This is a genomic window from Butyrivibrio sp. MC2013, from assembly GCF_000424585.1.
In the GTDB taxonomy this organism is placed as follows: Bacteria; Bacillota; Clostridia; order Lachnospirales; family Lachnospiraceae; genus Butyrivibrio.
In genome coordinates this window covers 171,223-190,478 of record NZ_AUKE01000008.1, presented here as the reverse complement: position 1 = coordinate 190,478, position 19,256 = coordinate 171,223, and the positions used below count along the sequence as shown (strand labels likewise).

Below are 19,256 nucleotides of genomic sequence, written 5' to 3'. Positions count from 1 at the left end.
TTCCTGCGTGCGAAGTCTACGCCGATAACGGGGAACTGAACATGAGTTACAGTCATACCGTTATCGAATCTCCATTGTACGCAGGAAAGACACTACATTCTGTACTGATACATGAACATAACCTGGGGCTCTGCCCCAGACCTCGGCCTCCTCCAAAGAACTGAATCTTGGTGCTCTGGCTCACAGGGATGTTCACTCGTTATCGAAGGAAGCGCCGCCTTAAGTGTAAGAGTAAATTCCACGTAAGATGAAGTGGAATTTGGTGTAAGACTAAATTCAACTTTCACCCCTTTGAAGTGGAATTTAACTTTTCACTTCATAAAAAAGAATCAAAGGATTAATATGACTGACAGAAGGCAGGAAAAGAGATATAATCGGGATAACAAAGCTTTCGATGTTGATGAGTTCACTAGAAAAGCTTAATAAAAATCCGGAGGTAAATATGGTTTACAGTATGACAGGCTTTGGCAAGAGCGAAAATATCTCTGAGGCCGGCCGTATCAGTGTTGAAATCAAATCAGTCAACAACAGGTATCTGGACCTGGGCCTGAAGATGCCCAGAATGTTCAATTCTCTGGAAGCAGAGATCAGAAGGCTCCTGAAGCAGTACATGAAAAGGGGCAAGGTAGATGTCTATATCAGCTATGAGGCTGCAGCGGAAGCAGCTACTGAGGTGAAGTATAATCATGACATCGCAGGGGCTTATCTTAGCGGCATGAAGCAGATGTCAGAGGATTTTGGCCTGGGCGAAGATATCAGGCTCTCATCTATAGCCCATATGCCCGAGGTATTTACTCTTCAGAGCAAGGATATCAATGAAGAAGAGCTCTGGGAGAGCCTGAAGGCAGCGCTGGAAGAGGCTGCAGGCAAATTTGCCTCTGCTCGCCTTAAGGAGGGCGAATTCCTGAAGAAGGATCTGATGGATAAGCTGGATATCATGGAGAAGGATGTGGATTTTATCACAGAAAGGTCTCCCATGATAGTAGAAGAATATAAGAGTGGACTGAAGCAGAAGATCGCTGAGCTTCTGGATGATAACCAGATCGATGAGAGCAGGCTGGCAATGGAAGTGACTCTCTTTGCCGATAAGGTATGTGTGGATGAGGAGCTGGTAAGACTCAGGAGCCATATCGGTACCGTAAGAGAGATCCTGGAAAAGGGTGACGAGGAAAACGGTATTGGAAGAAAGTTGGATTTCATCGCTCAAGAACTGAACAGGGAAGCTAATACAACCCTGTCAAAGACAACAGATATCGAAGTATCTGACCATGCCATCAACCTCAAGACCACAATAGAAAAGATCAGGGAGCAGATACAAAACATAGAATAACAGGGTTAAAATCCATGATGGCTTCAAGCTTGATTGGAGGCCATCATGGATTTATAACCCGCCCAACTATGAGGGAGTAGCCCTTACGGAGAAAAACATGTTCATACATATAGGATTTGGAAATATAGTAAATACAGATAAGGTTATCTCCATCGTATCCCCTGACGCGGCTCCTGTTAAGCGAATGGTCCAGCGTGCCAGGGAAGAGATGAGAGTAGTGGATGCCAGTGCAGGCAGAAAGACCAAGGCGGTGATTGTCATGGAGAACAATATGCTGGTACTCTCAGCGCTGCTTCCCGAGACCATAAGTTCCAGGATGGTAACTGACACGGATCAGGGATGATCATAGGGCGTTTTGGAGGAATATAGATGACTAATGAGAATAATAGAAAAGGTGTCATAGTAGTAGTGTCCGGCTTTTCCGGTACAGGTAAGGGAACACTTATGAAGAAGCTGGTAGAGGAGTATGATAACTATGCTCTGTCAGTATCAGCTACTACCAGGCAGCCTCGTCCCGGCGAAGAGAATGGAAGAGAGTATTTCTTTATCAGCGACGAGGAGTTTGAGAAGCTGATAGAGGAAGATGGACTTTTGGAGCATGCCGGCTATTGCGGACATTATTATGGCACTCCCAGGAAATATGTGGAGGATTGCATGAATGAGGGCAAGGATGTGATCCTGGAGATAGAGATCCAGGGAGCTCGTCAGATCAAGAAGCAGTATCCTGATGCGGTGCTCTTATTCGTAATGCCCCCTAGCGCAGAAGTGCTGGAGCAGAGGCTAAGGGGCCGCGGCACAGAGACTGACGAGGTCATAAAGGGCAGGCTAAGGCGTGCCACAGAAGAAGCTGAAGGCATTGAAGAATATGATTACATCCTGATCAATGATGATCTGGACACCTGTCTACAGGACATGAGAAGTGCTATTGAGAGCGCGCATCTTGCTCCCTGCAGGCAAAAGGATTTTATCGAGAAGATCCGCAGGGACGTAGAGCAGTTTAAATGATGAAAGGATGCTATGAAAACAGCATTTATTACAGGAGCAACCTCCGGTATTGGAATGGAGTTTGCCAGGGCCTATGCAAAGAAAGGCTACAGGCTGATACTCACAGGAAGGCGCAGTGATATCCTGCAGGAGTTTATGGACAGGAATGCATGTGATTGCAGGATCATAACAGCGGATCTGTCCCTTGAGGATGAGCTTTTGAAGCTGGCAAAAGAGCTGGAAGGTGAAAAGATTGACGTATTTATCAATAATGCCGGCTTTGGAACTGCAGGGAGCTTTCTTGAAACAGACACAGGCAAAGAGCTCAGCATGATAAAGGTCAATGATATAGCCATGCATTTTCTCTTTAAAGCTGTCCTTAAAAAGATGGTAAAAAAAGGAAAGGGAACAATAGTCAACGTGGCTTCATCTGCAGGGCTTTTTCCTGCAGGGCCTTATATGGCAGGCTATTATGCTTCCAAAGCCTACGTGGTATCGCTGACAAGGGCTGTAGCCAGAGAACTTAAAGAAAAGGGCTCTAAGGTCTATGTTTGCTGCCTGTGCCCGGGGCCTGTGGATACCCGGTTTAACGATAATGCTGATGTGACCTTTGCACTAAAGGGAATATCAGCAGAGCGCTGTGTGAGAGAATGCCTGTCTCTTATGAAGAAGAAAAGGACCGTGATAGTACCTACACTTATGATGAGAGCAGCAGTATTCTGGCAGCGCTTTGTGCCCGGACCAATTCTCATCGGAATGGTTGGAAGGCAGCAAAAGAAAAAAACGGAAATCGGGAAAAGACGCTAAAGATTAATTTGAATTTTAAGACTATGTCTGTTAAAATTGGTCCTTAGGGTTTATAGTATAAGTTGAACGTATTATCTTCCGGGATGGCCTGTTGAAGAGATACTAAGTCAAATACCTTTAAGAAAGGAAGAACAATATGATACATCCGTCATACGTAGATCTGATGAATGTTGTTAATAAGGGCGTTGAGGAAGGCGAAGAGCCTGTTATCAGCAGCCGTTATTCCATCGTTATGGCTACAGCTAAGCGTGCCAGACAGCTTATCGCCGGCGATGATCCGATGATTTACGCAGATCCCAAGGATAAGGCATTGAGCACAGCAGTTAAGGAGCTCTATGCTGATGAGCTTCATATCCTTACAGACGAAGAGAAGGAAGATATGGCTCTTCGTATTGAAGAAATGAACAAGGCTGATGCAGAAGCTGCAAAGAGTGCAGATGCTGCCAGGAAGGAAGCTAAGACTTCTGCTGAGGAGGAAGTCCCGGAAGAGAGCGCAGAGGCTGACGCAGAAGAGAGCACCGAAGGCTGAGATTTATGAAGATTTTGTTCATTTCGCTTGGATGCGATAAGAACCGTGTAGAGTCCGAGTATATGCTGGGGCTCTTGTCTGAGCACGATTTTGAATTCACTGATGATGAGACAGAGGCAGAAGCAGCAGTGGTTAATACCTGCTGCTTTATTAATGATGCCAAACAGGAGAGCATAGACACTATATTGGAGCTGGCCGAGAGAAAGAAGATCGGGCAGCTTAAAGCGCTTGTAGTATGCGGCTGCCTGGCTCAGAGATACCAGAAAGAGATCAGAGAAGAGATCCCTGAGGTAGACGCCATCATCGGTACAACAGCTTTTGATAAGATCTTTGAAGCTCTTAAAGAGGCCCTGAGCAGCAGCAGCCGAGATTATTTCGAAAGCATTGACAGACCGGCGGTTACTTATAAGAAGAGACTACTGACTACGGGAACAGGTTTTGCTTATCTCAAGATAGCAGAAGGCTGTAACAAGAACTGCACTTACTGCATCATTCCCAAGGTCAGGGGACATTACAGATCCGTAGACATGGACATACTCCTGAAGGAAGCAGCCAAACTGGCAGAAACCGGAGTAAAGGAGCTGATCCTGGTAGCTCAGGAGACTACACTTTATGGAACGGATCTCTATGGCAGGAAGATGCTTCCCGAGCTTTTGCGCAATCTCTGTGCCATAGACGGGATAGAATGGATCCGCATTATGTATTGCTATCCCGAAGAGATAGATGATGAGCTTATAGCTGTGATGAAGGCTGAGCCCAAGATCTGTCACTATCTGGATTTGCCTGTACAGTCAGGTAGTGATCGTATCCTTAAGAAGATGGGCAGAAGGACAAATAATGCCCAGATAAGGGAGCTTGTTGATAAGCTCAGAAAGGCAATGCCTGATATCTGCCTCAGGACTACTCTGATATCCGGCTTCCCGGGAGAGACTCCGGAGGATTCCAGACAGACCATGGAGCTTGTTAGAGACCTTAAGTTTGACAGGCTGGGGGTATTTACCTATTCAGCGGAAGAGGGTACAGTAGCGGCTGATATGCCGGATCAGGTATCTGAGAGAGCTGCAGTTCTTCGAAGGAATAAGATCATGGCAGCTCAGCAGCAGTATGCTTTTGAAAGTGCCGGGAATATGGTAGGCAGGACTGTCAGAGCTATGATCGAGGGCAGGGTAGGAGATGATGATCCCAAGCTTGATGATCAGGGCAGACCTCTGTATACCTATATTGCCAGGACCTACAGAGATGCTCCTGATATCGATGGCTTCCTCTTTGTAGAGAATGTGCCCTATGACCTGATGAGCGGCCGCTTTGTTAATGTTAAGATCACAGGCAGTGACGAATATGACCTTGTGGGCTGCCTGGAAGAGGACTGATAGTCATAAGGTCTGATAAGCACTGTATCAGATCATAAAGAATGGGAAAATGCCAAATAGTTCATTTGGCATGGAGGATAACAATGAATTTACCTAATAAACTGACACTGCTTAGAGTTATCATCATACCTTTTTTTGTAGCAGCAATGCTGCTATCCGGAGGCTCTGCAGCCCTTAAATGGACAGCGCTCCTCCTCTTTATCGTTGCCAGCCTGACAGATATGGCAGATGGCAAGATCGCAAGGAAATATAATCTGGTAACAGACTTTGGTAAATTTATGGATCCCCTGGCAGATAAGATGCTGGTCATCTCTGCGCTGATCTGCCTGGTAGGGATGAGCAGGATATGGTCCTGGGTAGTAATAGTGATCGTCGCCAGAGAGTTTATAATCAGCGGATTCAGACTCATAGCTGCAGAAAAGGGCCTTGTCATTGCAGCTAGCTGGTGGGGCAAGTTTAAGACAACATTCCAGATGATAATGGTGATCCTGATGATCGCCGATGTAGACTACGCATTTACACAGAATCCGTCATTTGGACAGATCTATTCCATTCTCACATGGATCATTATGTGGATAGCTCTGGTTCTTACCGTGGTCTCTCTTATAGACTATCTTGTAAAGAACTGGAATGTCATGGATGGACAGATGTAATTTAAGAAAGGTTTAGTTAATGAGCGATATTTTAGAAGATTTGGAATTATTCAGCACTACTGATGGGAGCTTTCGTCACAAGGAAGAGAATACCTATCAGGAGATGGAGAGGAAGAGGGGACAGAGGAAGAAAAAGGCTTTTGGTGTAAAAGACAGTTTCAGAGCAGGTAAGAAGTTCCGTTTTGATTCAGATAAAAGGGATGCTGATGACATAGCTGATCATTTCGGCAAAAGGTCAGATGATAAGAATGAAAACAGCGTAGAAGAAAAGCCTGAAGAAGAGATCATGGAAGAAACAATCTCCATGGTAGAAGATATAGCTTCAGATATCGGTGATACTCCGGATGGAGATGATAATGACTATGATGAAGAAAATGCCGGAGACGATAAAGAAGATGATCGCATAAGATACGAGGATTCAGGACTTGATGAGAGAATCCTCAGAGCTGTTAAGGAGATGGGCTTTGAATATATGTCACCCATCCAGAAAGCAGCTATTCCTGTAATGATGAAGGGCGGAGATATCATAGGTCAGGCCCAGACCGGAACCGGCAAGACAGCTGCATTTGGTATACCTACTCTTTGCAGTGTAGATCCTGCTGATAAGCATCTGCAGGCCGTGATCCTGTGCCCTACAAGAGAACTGGCTATGCAGGCCGCTGATGATATCAGGGACTTTGCTAAGTACATGCATGGTATCAAGGTGCTGCCTGTATACGGCGGACAGGATATCACAAGGCAGATCAGGGCTTTATCCTCAGGAGTGCAGATAGTAGTAGGCACTCCCGGCAGAGTAATGGACCATATGAGACGCCGCACCATGAAGATGGAGACGGTGAAGACTCTGGTACTGGATGAAGCGGATGAGATGTTGGATATGGGATTTAGAGAGGATATAGAGACTATCCTTAAGGAGATGCCCGTAGAGAGACAGACAGCTCTTTTCTCAGCTACCATGCCTGAGCCTATCCTGAATATCACCAGGCAGTATCAGAAGCCTGATGCTACACATATCAAGCTCTCTACAGGAGATATCACGGTTAAGGCTATAGAGCAGAGCTACTATGTGATCCCCAGAGAATTAAAGTTTGAAGTGCTGACCAGGCTTATTGATTATTATCAGCCCAGGAGATCTCTGATTTTTGCCAATACCAAGAGAATGGTAGATGAGCTTGCCAAGCTCCTGTCTGATAAGGGATATCCTGCAGACGGTCTCCATGGAGATCTGTCCCAGAATCAGAGAGATCTGGTAATGAGTGCTTTCAGAAATGGCAGGATCAGTATCCTGATCGCTACTGACGTAGCTGCCAGAGGCATTGATGTCAGCGGCGTAGACTGCGTATTTAACTTTGATATACCTGAGGATATCGAATACTATGTTCACCGTATCGGCCGTACAGGAAGAGCCGGCAAGAGCGGCAAGAGCTGTACTCTGGTGTCAGGCCGTGAGGTATGGAAGATAAGGGATATCGAGAGAATCTGTCATACCAGCATTGAAGAGAAAAAGGTACCTACTGCCAAGGAGATCACCAGGGCCAAGTCCCAGAAGATCTTCGCTGAAGTGGTAGATGTCATTGAAAATGGCAATATAGAAGCAGCTCTGGAATTCGTAGGCAAGAAGATAGAAGAAGGCGAATACAGCGCTGAACAGCTGGCTGCAGGCTTTATGCGTCTGAAAATGGGTGACGAGGTGAAGGACCTTGATATCCCTGAGCGCAGAAGAGGCAGAAACGGCCGCGGATCATTTGATGGCAGAAGAAATGGCAGAGATGGCCATGGTCGTGGTCGCGGAGATGACAGAAGATATGCACGGGGTGGCAGAAGAGACGACCAAAGAGGAAGATCCGGAAGGTCCTTTGACGGCAAGAAAAACGGCAGAGACAGAGATGGCTTTAAGTCTGCCAGGGGAGAGAGCCGCAGAGACGGCAGAGGTGGCTACAGAAGAGACGGCTCTACTGCCGGCGGAAGGGATTCCTTTAACTCCTCCAGAACAGGAAGAGGCAGAGATTCCTATAGAGATCACAGGGATCAGGGAAACAGAAAGAAAGATTCCCATAGAGAAGCTCCCAGAAGGCTCTACGGCAGCATCAATATCAAGACAAGAGGTGCTGACGGCAAGTTCCACGAGGACTAACTACTAAAAATATAGCAGATCACCATTAGATTTTAACCATGCCCGGCGCTCTTTGTAGTCGGGCATGTATTTTGCTACAAGAGCCCAGAAGGCAGGAGAATGGTCCATATGGACGAAGTGACAGAGCTCATGTACTACCACATAATCCAGAATCTGAGGAGGTGCCAGCATGAGACGCCAGTTAAAGGAGAGGGTGCCGGATGAAGAGCAGCTTCCCCAGCGGGTCTTTTGATCTCTGATCACTATCTTCTTGTGCTTTACTCCTATGAGTCGTTCATAATGGTTTACTCTGAGCGTTAAATACTCGGACGCTGATTTTCTGTAGCGCTTTTCAAGGAGGGCACGTTGTCTGTCTGTGAGATGGGGCCTTTCTTTTGCAGCATTTTGCGCTGCAGCTGATCTTTTTCTCATCTCTATATGCTTTGCTATGAGCCAGTCAGTCCTGTCCATTAATAACTCATCAAGCCATTTGTCGTCTGCGGAGTTTGGGATCCGGAGTGTTGCGTTGCAGCTGTTATCAATGCTTAGCTGGCCTGTCTTTCTGGCAGACCTGATGATCTCGATAGTTATTGTATGACTGCCGTTCTTGTCAGTATAATTGATATAGCGTTTGTTCTTATTATCCAAAATGTTCCTCTGATCTGTTGATGATAGTGTGCAACCTTTGTAATTTTACCATTTTACGGAGCAGGTTGAAATGGAGATCTCATTTAAGAAAAAAATAGATATAAATGCCTATAACCCAGGGCATATCTATGTCAAAGAAAAGGGCGGCTATGGCAGCTTTATAGTATATGACGGCAAGTACAGAGATCTGCCTGCCAGACTTTATACTGTTGATGGCGTAAACGAGTCGGCGTGCTATTTTGGCGACATGAAGTATGAGCCTGTATTTGACTATATGAAGGTCTTTGCCAGGCATACTGACAACTTGACGCGAAGGGACAGCAAGGTCCTTCTTATCGGAGGAGCAGGCTTTACTTTTCCAAAATATTTTATCAGTCATTATGAGGATTACAGGATGGATGTGGTCGAGATGAATCCCAGATCCATAGAGATAGCAATGGAGTATTTTTTCCTCAGGGATCTGGAAGATGAGTATGCTGCATTTTCCAGCGGGAGACTGAGGATCTTTGAATCGGAGGCGCTGAGCTTCCTTGAAGAGAGTAGTCAGGAGTATGACATGATAATCAATGATGCCTATCATGCGGACTCACCTGACATGAATATGTTCTCTCCTAAGGCTCTGGAGCTCTTTAAGGGGCATCTTAAAAAGGGCTGTCCTTATATATCCAATCTCATAACAGCTCTGTCCGGTCCGGACTCTATGCGCTCAGCCATGGCAAGGGAGATGATGAGCGCTTACTTTACTGATGTATCAATAGTTCCCTGCAACATGTCATATAGCAGCAACCAGGTTCAGAACTGCCTGGTCAAAGGCTATAAGAAATAACGGTAAATATGAGCAATAACAGATCTTCAAGCAGCATCATACATTCACTGCTGCTCCTTTTGGCAGCTTTTATCTGGGGCTTTGCCTTTGTAGCTCAGTCAGCGGGAGGAGACGCGGTAGGTCCATATACATTTAACTGTGTCAGGAGCCTTATAGGCTGCCTTGTCCTCTACATAGTCATCAGGGTCAGGGATATGATACAGGGCAAAACAACTGTTAAGTCTTCATCAGAAAATGCAGGACGCAAAATAAGCCCGGCAGGACTGTCTGGCGGCTACCTAAAAGGCGGCATTATCTGCGGCAGTATCCTCTTTATCTCATCAACGCTTCAGCAGCTGGGTATAAATATGGGAGCGGGAGCCGGAAGGGGAGGCTTTCTCACTGCAGCCTATATCCTCATAGTGCCTATCCTTGGCCTGTTTATGCATAGGAAATGCGGTATCAATGTATGGGCAGGAGTAGCTGTTGCCCTCGCTGGTATGTACCTTCTGTGTATCTATGGCAAAAATGAAGCTGCAGGGGCGGGGGATCTGCTCCTGATCTTATGCGCAGTGGGCTTCTCATTTCACATTATATTCGTGGACAAGTTTGCTCCAAATCTGGATGGTATAAAGCTTTCCTGTATCCAGTTTCTCGTAGCAGGCATATTGGGCATTATCCCAATGTCTGTATTTGAAATGGGCATAGTCAGAGGAAATATCAGCGACTGGATAAACAATCTCATGGACATGGGAGCTCTGATCCCTATCCTCTACGCAGGTGTCCTTAGCTGCGCTGTGGCTTATACTCTCCAGATAATAGGTCAGGAGCACGTAGAGCCTGCCCTGGCTTCCCTTATCATGAGCTTTGAATCGGTCTTTGCACTTATAGGCGGCATGCTCCTCCTTGGTGAGCGCATGGCTCTCCACGAGGCCATAGGCTGCATCCTCATGTTCCTGGCCATCCTCCTTGCCCAGGGCATTATCCGCCTCCCCGCACACCCCGATGCAGCATGATCCCCGTGGGCTTGTTGCTGCCGCTGTTTTTCTCGTTCATGACAGCTCAGATGCCGATTTTCTAAGCCCTCGCGCAGCCTTTGTTTAATTCGCCTGTTCGTCTTTACACGATCAGGGCAAAAATACAATTATAGTAAAAATGGTCATTGGATAAAAAGCATCCAATGACCATTTAAAATAGTTATTTATTTAGCCCTGATACGGAAAAGCACTCACAGGCGATCTTCAGGCTGCTATGCGAGGGCAAGAAAATCTGGCATCTTCGCTGAATATTCACTGCGAAAAAAGCAGCGGCATTGCAGCCCTGCGGGAAGATTTTCATGCCATATCAAATACGCGGGGAGCTAAGGGCCACGAGGATCCAGCTAAGGCGCGTGTCTAAAAGCCCGCGGACTCAATCACGATATTAAAAATGCCCCTGCCGAAGTGTTTGCTGAAAAAGATTTGTACCAAGACCGGGGCTTTTAAAAACTGTTTTTTGGCCGCGGGCTTTTTTATCGCAGGTCCATGGGGAGCTTGCGCTTCCAGATGCCTGAGAGGTAGAGGAGGAAGGTGAGGGTGGCGCCGATGATCCAGGTGGTGACCAGACTGTACTGGAGCATGAGTCTGTTGCCCTGAGGCAGGGCAGCGGTCTTGGACATGTTTACCAGGAAGTATGCCATGGGAACACGTACCAGGACTGAGTTGATAAGGGATATCCACATGGGCGTCATGGTGTCGCCTGCACCTCTCATGGTGCCGGAGAGACACTGGGTCACTTCCATGGCTATGTAGCCGGGCATGAGGATCATCATCATGCTAAAGGCCAGATTTACCAGATCCTCAGTGCTGGTAAAGATGGACATGAGAGGGTGACCTCCAAAGTAGATCAGGACAGCAATGACAAGAGATGTTGCGATGGCGATGATAGTGCCCTGCCTGGTGCCGGATTTTACACGGTCCATGCGCTTGGCGCCTACATTCTGACCTGTAAAGGTGGTCAGTGCCTGGCCAAAGGAAAAGGCAGGCATCATAACAAAACCGTCTACTCTCATGACCATGACATTGGCTGCGATATAGGTCTCGCCAAAGGTATTGGTAAGAGACTGCACTGCCAGAAGGGAAAAGGAGAATATGGCCTGGGTCAGTCCGGAGGGAAGGCCCAGCTTTATAAGGCGCAGCATGGGCTCTTTTTTGGGCTTTAAATATTCTCTGTTAAGGTCAAAAAGCTCCTTCATCTTCATGAGCTTCATGAAAGAGAGAACGCCGGATACCAGCTGAGCTATGATTGTTGCCAGTGCCACGCCTGCTACTCCCAGTCCAAGATAGCGTACAAATGCATAGTCCAGGATGATATTCAGGATAGTGGCTATGATGAGGTACAAGAGGGCGGATATTGAGTCTCCCAGACCTCTGAGGATACCTCCAAGGATATTATAATAAGCACTTCCTATTACACCTACAAAGAGTATGATCAGGTACTGGTTAGCCCAGTATATGATAGTCTCAGGTGTACCCATGAGCCTGAGCAGGGGCATGATCACAGGGGGGACCAGGACCATGATAAGCAGTGATGAGATAAAGGTCAGCACTATGCTGGTGCCTACTGCTATTGAGAGTTCTTCTCTGTCTTTGGCTCCAAAGGCCTGGGATACCATGATGCCGGCACCCACAGATACGCCTACGAAGAGCATGAGGAAGAGATTGAGCAGAGGAGTAGCACTGCCCACTGCTGCCAGGGCATTATCGCCCACATATTTACCTACAATGATACTGTCTACTGTGCTATAGAGCTGCTGGGCGACATTGCCTATGAGCATGGGTATCATGAACATTACTATGTTATGGGCGGGATTGCCCTTAGTCATATCTACAGGTTTAAATAGTTTTCTTATAAATTCCATTACTTGTTCACTCCTTGAGCCGTATTACATTCTATATAGTTTATCGCTTAATTGATGTACGTGATTCATTGTAACATATAGCGTCAATAGCCCTTATTATTGTGCTACAATAGGTATATATGTCAGAAAATAACTTTTATGTCAGAGTTTATGGACTTACAAACAAATTGTAATTGTTCACGATCTGAAAACGAATAAACAGTGATGATAGGGTTATGTCAAGGAGGCCAATGTGAAGACTGACGTTCTTATTATTGGCGGCGGAGTAGTGGGCTGCTCTGTTGCAAGGTTTTTGTCTTTTTATGATATTAAAGTGATGCTTGTTGATAAAGAAGAGGATGTCTGCTCCGGGACCTCCAAGGCCAACAGTGCCATAGTGCATGCGGGCTTTGATGCTAGTTTCGGTTCTTTAAAGCAGAAGTTTAACATTGCGGGCAGCAAGATGATGGAAGAGCTGTCTAAGGAGCTGGACTTTCCCTATAAGCGCAACGGGTCTATGGTGCTGTGCAAATACAAAGAGGATGAGCCTCAGCTGAGGAAAGTGTACGAGAACGGTATTAAGGGCGGCGTAGAGGGACTAAAGCTTCTCACAGCTGATGAAGCAAGGGCTATTGAGCCGGGTCTTACAGATGAACTCTATATGGCCCTCCTTGCTGAGAGCGGTGCTATAGTATGCCCATTTGGACTAACTATAGCCATGGCTGAGAATGCAGCTGCCAATGGTGCGGAATTTATCATGGATTGCAAGGTAGAGGATATCATAAAACAGGAGGACGGATATCTCGTAAAGACCGGCAAGGGAGATATCCTGACCAGAGTCGTAGTCAATGCTGCAGGTGTATATGCAGATGCTATCCACAATATGGTATCCGATAATAAGCTTCATATCACAGCCAGAAAGGGTGAATACAAGCTTATGGACAAGGAGGCTGGTGATCATGTGAGCCATACCATCTTCCTGTTACCGGGCAAGATGGGTAAAGGTGTTCTGGTATCGCCTACCGTCCATGGCAATCTACTGGCAGGTCCTACTGCAGATGATGTAGATGACAAAGAGGAGACTGCTACACATGCCGGCAGCCTTGAAGAGCTGACTGCAAAGGCGTCAGACCTTGTTAAGGATATTCCTTTTTACAATACTATCACATCTTTTTCCGGACTTCGTGCCCATGAAGAAGGGGGAGATTTTGTAGTGGGAGAGTGCGATGATGCCGCAGGCTTTTTTGACGCAGCAGGTATAGAGTCTCCGGGACTAACTGCAGCTCCTGCAATAGGTGAATATCTGGCAGCTAAGATCGCTGAATATCTTGGAGCAGGCCAAAAGGATAATCTGATCAGAAAGAGGCGGGCTATCCCTTCTCCTTCTGAGATGAGCCCCGATGAGAGAGCTGAGTATATCAGGTCCAATCCTTCCTATGGTGCTATTGTCTGCAGATGTGAGGGCATATCCGAGGGCGAGATCAGGGAAGCTATCAGGAGAAAGCCGGGAGCCGTATCAATGGACGGCGTCAAGCGCAGGGTCAGAGCCGGAATGGGCAGGTGCCAGGCAGGCTTTTGCACTCCCAGGACCATGGAGATCCTGGCAGAAGAACTGGGTATAGATATGACAAGTGTATGCAAGAACAGGAAAGGCTCTGAACTTATCAAAGCAGAATAAGCCTTCGGAGGTATATATGGAGAATAGAGAGATAGTCATTATAGGCGGCGGACCTGCAGGACTTGCAGCTGCAGCTGCAGCAAGGCAAAACGGCGCAGAGGATATACTGATACTGGAAAGGGACAGATTCCTTGGAGGCATACTGAATCAGTGCATCCACAACGGATTTGGCCTTCATACCTTTAAAGAGGAGCTCACAGGCCCTGAGTATGCAGCAAGATACATCAGTCAGGTCAGGGAGCAAAATATAGAATGCAGACTAAATACCATGGTCCTGGATCTGTCAGCTGACAGGGTGGTGACCTGCATGTCACGTGACAGAGGGATAGAGACTATTAAGGCCGGGGCTGTGATACTGGCTATGGGCTGCAGGGAAAGGCCCAGGGGCGCTCTTAACATACCCGGCTACAGGCCTGCAGGCATCTACACAGCAGGTACAGCGCAGAGACTGATGAATATAGAAGGCTACCTGGTAGGCAGGAAAGTAGTGATCCTGGGATCCGGAGATATAGGCCTTATTATGGCCAGGCGCATGACACTTGAAGGAGCCAGGGTGCTGGCTGTGGCAGAGCTTATGCCTTATTCCGGAGGCCTTAGGCGTAATATAGTTCAGTGCCTTGAGGATTATGATATTCCCCTTCTTCTTAGCCATACTGTTACAGATATCAAAGGCAAGGAGAGAGTGGAGGGTATAGAGATATCAGAGGTGGATGCTGCTTCAAAGCCTATCCCGGGTACTGAGAAATTCTATGAAGCAGATACCCTGCTGTTGTCCTGCGGTCTTTTGCCGGAAAATGAGCTTACAAGAGCTATGGGGGCGCAGATATGTCCTGCAACCAAGGGACCTGCTGTTACAGACAGCCTGGAAACTACTATTCCCGGAGTCTTTGCCTGCGGCAATGTGCTGCATGTACATGACCTGGTGGATTATGTGTCCGAAGAGGCTGCTCATGCAGGAAGAAGCGCTGCTCTTTATATCAAAAGGTCATCTGCTTCTCAGCACAGGACAGTGCCTGTTGTGACTTTTGGCGGCGTGAGATACACTGTTCCCCAGTCTATAGATACCCTGGAAATGGACGATAAGCTGACTGTCAGGTTCAGAGTAGGATCAGTCATAAAGGACAAGAAGCTCTGCCTCTACTATGATGATGATAAGGTATCTTCAGTGAATAAGAGGGTCATGGCTCCCGGAGAAATGGAGCAGATAGTGATCAAAAAGGATTCCTTTAACGGAAGAGATGATATCAAAGAGATCAGGCTGGGTATTGAAGACTGATAGTTACTATTCACAGTCTTACGACTGCTCATAGTAACATTCGGGGCGATATTATAGTTTTGCTTCGCAAAAGATCGCCCCTCACTCTTGTATCATATTCTCACGAATCACGCAGCTAGTGCGTGATTCTACTGTGAATAGTAACGACTGATAACTGTATCATGGACTGACTATTGCATTATACAAGGGTCTTATGATTATAGCCCCTAGGCAAAAGGTGCTATGGACTTAGTTGGCATGGAGGATATTATGGAGACAAGAGAGCTGATATGTATAGGCTGCCCTTTGGGCTGCAATCTTACGGTGACTATAGATGGCTCGGAAGTAAATGTGACGGGCAATACCTGTCAGAGAGGCGCAGACTATGGCAAAAAAGAGGTGACTGATCCTACCCGAATATTGACAGCTAGTGTTAAAATAAACGGTGGCGTGGTAGCCAGGCTTCCCGTTAAAACATCCAGGGATATCAAAAAGGGTATGATCATGGAGATCATGGAAAAAGTCCATGCCTGCAGCGTGGAAGCACCTGTACATATAGGTGATGTGATAATAAAGGATATATGCGGCAGCGGTGCAGACCTGATATCCGCAAGAGATGTGGACAGGGTATGAGCTAAAGGGGCTGCCTAGGGGCTTTTGGCTAGCCCTTAGTATATTTAAGTAGATTGGTCAGTAGTTTGGAGTAATTGATGTCAGATAAGCTTGATAAAGAAATTGAAGATAAGAAGGATACTGCAGATAAGGAAAAAAAATCTGCGGATATAGAAGCGGCAGATAAGGAAACTGTAGATAAAGAAAAGCATGGTCCGAAAGCTTTTGATATAATTCAGATATTATTGATCATAGTACTGGGCATAGGCCTGGCCTATGGTTCCTATCTGCTATATGCAAATATGTCTTCTGTAAGGCTTGCCAGAGAAATGGCTCTTGCGGAAAATGCCGAGAAGAAAAAAGACTATAATAAAGCCATAGAGCATTATGAAAAGGCTATCAAGGCTGATTCATCATCTCTACTTGCTTATCAGAAGCTGGTAAGCTGCTACATGGATGTTAATGATACAGAGTCCATGGAAGTGGTGTTGTTTAAGGGATGGCAGAATACCGGTGATGAAGATCTTTTGTCCAATTATATTTCCCTTAAGCTCAATGATGTGGTAGATCAGATGAATGCGGCAGATGAAGAGGACAGAGTCCTTCATTCTTTTGAAGCAGCGACTGATGCGCTGGAAGTTCTCAATCTTGACAAAGACAATCAGGATGCTCTTGACCTCTTATCCACTCTTTATACCTATTGCATGACTGAGAAGAACAGCAGCGGGGAAAGTACACTCTTTTGGAGCGGAGATGGATCTGATTCATCCTTTACTGAGTATGCGGATACCCTGGACAGCATGATAGAGATCTATGAGGCAGCGCCAAATGATGACCTGGCTACGATCATAGGTATGTATACCATTCCAGAGGGAAGGGTGATCTGGATAGATGATGCATATGTGGAAGAGTATGCAGAACTTCTGGATAAAGCTGAGAATGTACTGGGTGAGGAAAAGCGTATTGAGACTCTGAGAGAATGCCTTATCAACTCGGCAGAGAATAAGGCTGTATTTGATGGAATCAGGAGCACAGTGGATGATGACCTGGGATCTCTAAGAGACTTTATGGTCAGCAATAAACTCATAAAGCTTCGCAGCCGCCTGGAAAGAGGTGGTGATAAGAGACTGGAGCTGGATACCGTGGTCAGATTCTCCTTTGACGGTGTTATCCTGTCTCTGACCAATAATGAATGGACTTATCATTATCCTGATTTTGATGAATATGCCGGCGAAGAAGGTATATTTACCCTCTATATGGAACCGGATGTATACCTGGCATATCAAAAGGGCGGATATAAGTCTTCGCCTAAATACAGCGTAGTGCAGATGATGTATGAACCCTCTTCTAAGGGGGGCTACTATCCTCACATGACCTATGAGATAGAGGCAGTGCCCAATGAGGATATCATAAATGCAGAAGCTAAGATGAATCCGGATGAAGATGTGGAAGGTATAGATGAATCCGATATTCTTGAAGATCCGGATGAAGATGTGGAAGGTATAGATGAATCTGATATTCTTGAAGATCCGGCTGAGACAGAAGAGTCAGATGATATAGAAGCTTCAGAAGAAATTGAAGGATCAGAAGAAATTGAAGGATCAGAAGAATTAGAAGAGGCCAAAAAGTCAGAAGCTTATAAATATATATTTACATTTACCAGCACCAGAGCTCTGTCTATTAGCAGCAAGGTGACCAGAGTAACAGAGAACTGGGGCTATATGGCACCTGTGGACGAAGATGATCTGGGAATAAACAAGTCCGGTATTGGAGGTAGATGATGGCTGAAGCTAAATGCGTGATCGTTGCTGCCGGCTCTTTTGTACCTGTTGAGCTGGACAGGGCTGATGGCGATTACCTCATAGCCTGTGACAGAGGCTTTCGTTATCTGAATCTCATGGGGATACTTCCTGATCTGATCATAGGTGATTTTGACTCTCTCAAGGATTCGCCGGATGATCTGCGCAGCATGGCGGAGATAGCTGCTTCTGATCCTGACAGGATCATCAGGCTAAGCGAGCACAAGGATGACACCGACACCATGGCTGCAGTCAAGGAGGGCTTTAAGAGGGGCTACAGAAAGTTCTATATCTATGGGGCTCTGGGCGGAAACAGAGTGTCCCACAGCCTGGCTAATATACAGACACTTCTCTATATCAAGCACAGAGGTGGCAAGGGCTATATCATGGATGAGAAATCCATGATCATGGTCGCTGAAGACGAAAAGATAGATTTTAAAGCGGGTATGACAGGCTATCTCTCTGTATTTGCCCTGGGAGATAAGGCTGAGCACGTGACCATAAAGGATATGGAATATGAAATGGAGGACGGCATTATAACTGCTGATTTTCCCATAGGCGTCAGCAATAGCTTCCTTGCTGACAGAGCAGGGAGCGTTGAAGTGCAAAAGGGGAGCCTGCTTATAGTGGCCGAATGGTGATGAAGGTATTTTTGAGGAGGGGATCAAATGGTTTTTTCAGCTGCTACTTCACAGGAAATAGACAAGCTCTATAAGAAAAGACAGCATGTGGAGCTGACTATTGGGCTTTTGAAGGATGGAAACAAAGAAATCAGTCACTTTGGTCCTGACAGAAAAGAAGATGGAGACATAGACAAGATATATGCAGTTGGCTCTATCTGCAAGACTTTTACTGCGTCACTTCTGGCAAAATATCTGTCTGAGGGTAAGCTGGAATTGTCAGCGGGTATAGATAAATATATCCCGGGACTGCCTGAGCGTTATTATCCAACCCTGGAGAGGCTGGCCTCTCATTCGTCAGGCTTTAAGACGCAGCCCTATACCTTCTGGACCACGCTTCCTGTGCTGCTGAATATGAATAGAGAAGGCGGACTATTCCATACCAATCCTTTCAGGGGCTATCCTAAAGTGGATGATATGATGAAGATCATCCGCGATACAGTGCTGGAGGATAAGACCTATGACTTTGTGTATTCAAATATAGGCATAGGTATCCTGGGATACATAGTAGGCCAGATAAACGGCGAAGGCTACTGGGATAGTATGAACCGCTATATCAAAGAAGATCTGGGCCTTAAGAATACCTTCCTGGGCAATGTATCTATGCCCGGTTACGACAAAAAGGATCAGCCCTGTCGCTGCTGGCAGTGGGAAAAGGAAGATGTGATCGCTCCTGCAGGAGGCCTGTGTGCTACTGTGGATGATCTGCTCACCTATGCACAGATCAACCTTGATGGCTCAAAGCCTTATCTGTCTGCTTGTCATGAGGTACACGGCCCGTGTGAAAAGAATGCTGACAGTGGCCTGAGCTGGAGATTGGAAAAGGATATGCCTGTAAGCTGGCATACAGGATCTGCAGGCGCATTTAACTCCTTTATAGGAATAAACAGAGAGACGAAGCGCGCGGTGGTTGTATCTGTCAACTACGGCCTGGTCAATGCTGAGCAGATCGGCTTCTCAATCCTTAAGAATGATCTGTGAGTGGGTCTGACCGGTACGCTGTTTTTACGCAGCCAAGCTGGAGCCACCTCCAAGACCACTGAGGATAAAAAGAAGCTCTATACGAATATTTGCAAAAAGCTCAAGAAAGGCTTATAGGCTTATATAAGCTCATT

18 protein-coding genes are annotated in these 19,256 nt (G+C 46.4%); 16 read left to right on the top strand and 2 right to left on the bottom strand.

The window, feature by feature from the left end; translation table 11 throughout:
• The first annotated feature begins 442 nt into the window (after window positions 1–442).
• The 8 genes from G636_RS0106480 (at window position 443) to G636_RS17565 (ending at window position 7,807) form a co-directional block, all read left to right on the top strand.
• Complete coding sequence (locus tag G636_RS0106480; protein ID WP_026507382.1) at window positions 443–1,330, top strand: YicC/YloC family endoribonuclease; 888 nt, start codon at window positions 443–445, stop codon at window positions 1,328–1,330.
• 97 nt (window positions 1,331–1,427) lie between these two features.
• On the top strand, window positions 1,428–1,673 hold the full coding sequence (locus G636_RS0106475; protein ID WP_035778978.1) for a DUF370 domain-containing protein: 246 nt from the start codon (window positions 1,428–1,430) through the stop codon (window positions 1,671–1,673).
• Between the two features lie 26 nt (window positions 1,674–1,699).
• Window positions 1,700–2,335 (top strand): guanylate kinase, encoded by a 636-nt coding sequence (gene gmk, locus G636_RS0106470; protein WP_026507380.1) that lies wholly within the window; start codon window positions 1,700–1,702, stop codon window positions 2,333–2,335.
• 12 nt (window positions 2,336–2,347) lie between these two features.
• Window positions 2,348–3,121 (top strand): SDR family NAD(P)-dependent oxidoreductase, encoded by a 774-nt coding sequence (locus G636_RS0106465; RefSeq protein WP_026507379.1) that lies wholly within the window; start codon window positions 2,348–2,350, stop codon window positions 3,119–3,121.
• Between the two features lie 136 nt (window positions 3,122–3,257).
• Window positions 3,258–3,650 carry a DNA-directed RNA polymerase subunit omega gene (rpoZ, locus tag G636_RS0106460; RefSeq protein ID WP_026507378.1) on the top strand — a complete coding sequence of 131 codons (393 nt, stop codon included), beginning with the start codon at window positions 3,258–3,260 and terminating at the stop codon, window positions 3,648–3,650.
• Between the two features lie 5 nt (window positions 3,651–3,655).
• Window positions 3,656–5,020, top strand: coding sequence for a 30S ribosomal protein S12 methylthiotransferase RimO (rimO, locus tag G636_RS0106455; RefSeq protein ID WP_026507377.1), 1,365 nt, complete (start codon window positions 3,656–3,658; stop codon window positions 5,018–5,020).
• A gap of 83 nt (window positions 5,021–5,103) precedes the next feature.
• Window positions 5,104–5,673 carry a CDP-diacylglycerol--glycerol-3-phosphate 3-phosphatidyltransferase gene (gene pgsA, locus G636_RS0106450; RefSeq protein WP_026507376.1) on the top strand — a complete coding sequence of 190 codons (570 nt, stop codon included), beginning with the start codon at window positions 5,104–5,106 and terminating at the stop codon, window positions 5,671–5,673.
• A gap of 19 nt (window positions 5,674–5,692) precedes the next feature.
• Window positions 5,693–7,807 carry a DEAD/DEAH box helicase gene (locus tag G636_RS17565; protein WP_242826931.1) on the top strand — a complete coding sequence of 705 codons (2,115 nt, stop codon included), beginning with the start codon at window positions 5,693–5,695 and terminating at the stop codon, window positions 7,805–7,807.
• A gap of 3 nt (window positions 7,808–7,810) precedes the next feature.
• Here the strand turns inward: G636_RS17565 and G636_RS0106440 are convergent, their stop codons facing one another.
• Complete coding sequence (locus G636_RS0106440) at window positions 7,811–8,434, bottom strand: M48 family metallopeptidase (RefSeq protein ID WP_242826930.1); 624 nt, start codon at window positions 8,432–8,434, stop codon at window positions 7,811–7,813.
• 70 nt (window positions 8,435–8,504) lie between these two features.
• Here G636_RS0106440 and G636_RS0106435 point away from each other — a divergent pair, with 70 nt between their 5' ends.
• Window positions 8,505–9,260, top strand: coding sequence for a spermidine synthase (locus tag G636_RS0106435; RefSeq protein WP_026507374.1), 756 nt, complete (start codon window positions 8,505–8,507; stop codon window positions 9,258–9,260).
• Window positions 9,261–9,268: 8 nt separating this feature from the next.
• On the top strand, window positions 9,269–10,255 hold the full coding sequence (locus G636_RS0106430) for a DMT family transporter (protein WP_026507373.1): 987 nt from the start codon (window positions 9,269–9,271) through the stop codon (window positions 10,253–10,255).
• Window positions 10,256–10,749: 494 nt separating this feature from the next.
• Here G636_RS0106430 and G636_RS0106425 read toward each other — a convergent pair whose 3' ends face one another.
• Window positions 10,750–12,138: an MATE family efflux transporter gene (locus G636_RS0106425; RefSeq protein ID WP_026507372.1), complete on the bottom strand. Its 1,389-nt coding sequence runs from the start codon at window positions 12,136–12,138 to the stop codon at window positions 10,750–10,752.
• Between the two features lie 232 nt (window positions 12,139–12,370).
• Here G636_RS0106425 and G636_RS0106420 point away from each other — a divergent pair, with 232 nt between their 5' ends.
• The 6 genes from G636_RS0106420 to G636_RS0106395 all read left to right on the top strand — a co-directional run bounded on the left by G636_RS0106420 (window position 12,371) and on the right by G636_RS0106395 (window position 19,122).
• On the top strand, window positions 12,371–13,795 hold the full coding sequence (locus G636_RS0106420; RefSeq protein ID WP_026507371.1) for an NAD(P)/FAD-dependent oxidoreductase: 1,425 nt from the start codon (window positions 12,371–12,373) through the stop codon (window positions 13,793–13,795).
• A 16-nt stretch (window positions 13,796–13,811) separates the two neighbouring features.
• Window positions 13,812–15,071, top strand: a complete 1,260-nt coding sequence (locus G636_RS0106415; RefSeq protein WP_026507370.1) for an NAD(P)/FAD-dependent oxidoreductase — start codon at window positions 13,812–13,814, stop codon at window positions 15,069–15,071.
• Window positions 15,072–15,320: 249 nt separating this feature from the next.
• Window positions 15,321–15,683 (top strand): DUF1667 domain-containing protein, encoded by a 363-nt coding sequence (locus G636_RS0106410; protein WP_026507369.1) that lies wholly within the window; start codon window positions 15,321–15,323, stop codon window positions 15,681–15,683.
• Window positions 15,684–15,760: 77 nt separating this feature from the next.
• Window positions 15,761–17,443, top strand: coding sequence for a tetratricopeptide repeat protein (locus G636_RS0106405; RefSeq protein ID WP_026507368.1), 1,683 nt, complete (start codon window positions 15,761–15,763; stop codon window positions 17,441–17,443).
• Window positions 17,443–18,102 carry a thiamine diphosphokinase gene (locus G636_RS0106400; RefSeq protein ID WP_026507367.1) on the top strand — a complete coding sequence of 220 codons (660 nt, stop codon included), beginning with the start codon at window positions 17,443–17,445 and terminating at the stop codon, window positions 18,100–18,102. The genes G636_RS0106405 and G636_RS0106400 overlap by 1 nt, the downstream gene beginning before the upstream one ends.
• Window positions 18,103–18,129: 27 nt before the next feature.
• A complete protein-coding gene (locus tag G636_RS0106395) occupies window positions 18,130–19,122 on the top strand; it encodes a serine hydrolase domain-containing protein (protein ID WP_035778973.1) in 993 nt (330 codons plus the stop codon).
• The last annotated feature ends 134 nt before the right edge of the window (window positions 19,123–19,256 follow it).

What these genes read in the sequence shown, in the direction of transcription:
- G636_RS0106480 (WP_026507382.1), top strand. Translation starts at nt 443, where the DNA reads ATGGTTTACAGTATGACAGGCTTTGGCAAGAGCGAAAATATCTCTGAG.
- G636_RS0106475 (WP_035778978.1), top strand. Translation starts at nt 1,428, where the DNA reads ATGTTCATACATATAGGATTTGGAAATATAGTAAATACAGATAAGGTT.
- gmk (WP_026507380.1), top strand. Translation starts at nt 1,700, where the DNA reads ATGACTAATGAGAATAATAGAAAAGGTGTCATAGTAGTAGTGTCCGGC.
- G636_RS0106465 (WP_026507379.1), top strand. Translation starts at nt 2,348, where the DNA reads ATGAAAACAGCATTTATTACAGGAGCAACCTCCGGTATTGGAATGGAG.
- rpoZ (WP_026507378.1), top strand. Translation starts at nt 3,258, where the DNA reads ATGATACATCCGTCATACGTAGATCTGATGAATGTTGTTAATAAGGGC.
- rimO (WP_026507377.1), top strand. Translation starts at nt 3,656, where the DNA reads ATGAAGATTTTGTTCATTTCGCTTGGATGCGATAAGAACCGTGTAGAG.
- pgsA (WP_026507376.1), top strand. Translation starts at nt 5,104, where the DNA reads ATGAATTTACCTAATAAACTGACACTGCTTAGAGTTATCATCATACCT.
- G636_RS17565 (WP_242826931.1), top strand. Translation starts at nt 5,693, where the DNA reads ATGAGCGATATTTTAGAAGATTTGGAATTATTCAGCACTACTGATGGG.
- G636_RS0106435 (WP_026507374.1), top strand. Translation starts at nt 8,505, where the DNA reads ATGGAGATCTCATTTAAGAAAAAAATAGATATAAATGCCTATAACCCA.
- G636_RS0106430 (WP_026507373.1), top strand. Translation starts at nt 9,269, where the DNA reads ATGAGCAATAACAGATCTTCAAGCAGCATCATACATTCACTGCTGCTC.
- G636_RS0106425 (WP_026507372.1), bottom strand. Translation starts at nt 12,138, where the DNA reads ATGGAATTTATAAGAAAACTATTTAAACCTGTAGATATGACTAAGGGC.
- G636_RS0106415 (WP_026507370.1), top strand. Translation starts at nt 13,812, where the DNA reads ATGGAGAATAGAGAGATAGTCATTATAGGCGGCGGACCTGCAGGACTT.
- G636_RS0106410 (WP_026507369.1), top strand. Translation starts at nt 15,321, where the DNA reads ATGGAGACAAGAGAGCTGATATGTATAGGCTGCCCTTTGGGCTGCAAT.
- G636_RS0106405 (WP_026507368.1), top strand. Translation starts at nt 15,761, where the DNA reads ATGTCAGATAAGCTTGATAAAGAAATTGAAGATAAGAAGGATACTGCA.
- G636_RS0106400 (WP_026507367.1), top strand. Translation starts at nt 17,443, where the DNA reads ATGGCTGAAGCTAAATGCGTGATCGTTGCTGCCGGCTCTTTTGTACCT.
- G636_RS0106395 (WP_035778973.1), top strand. Translation starts at nt 18,130, where the DNA reads ATGGTTTTTTCAGCTGCTACTTCACAGGAAATAGACAAGCTCTATAAG.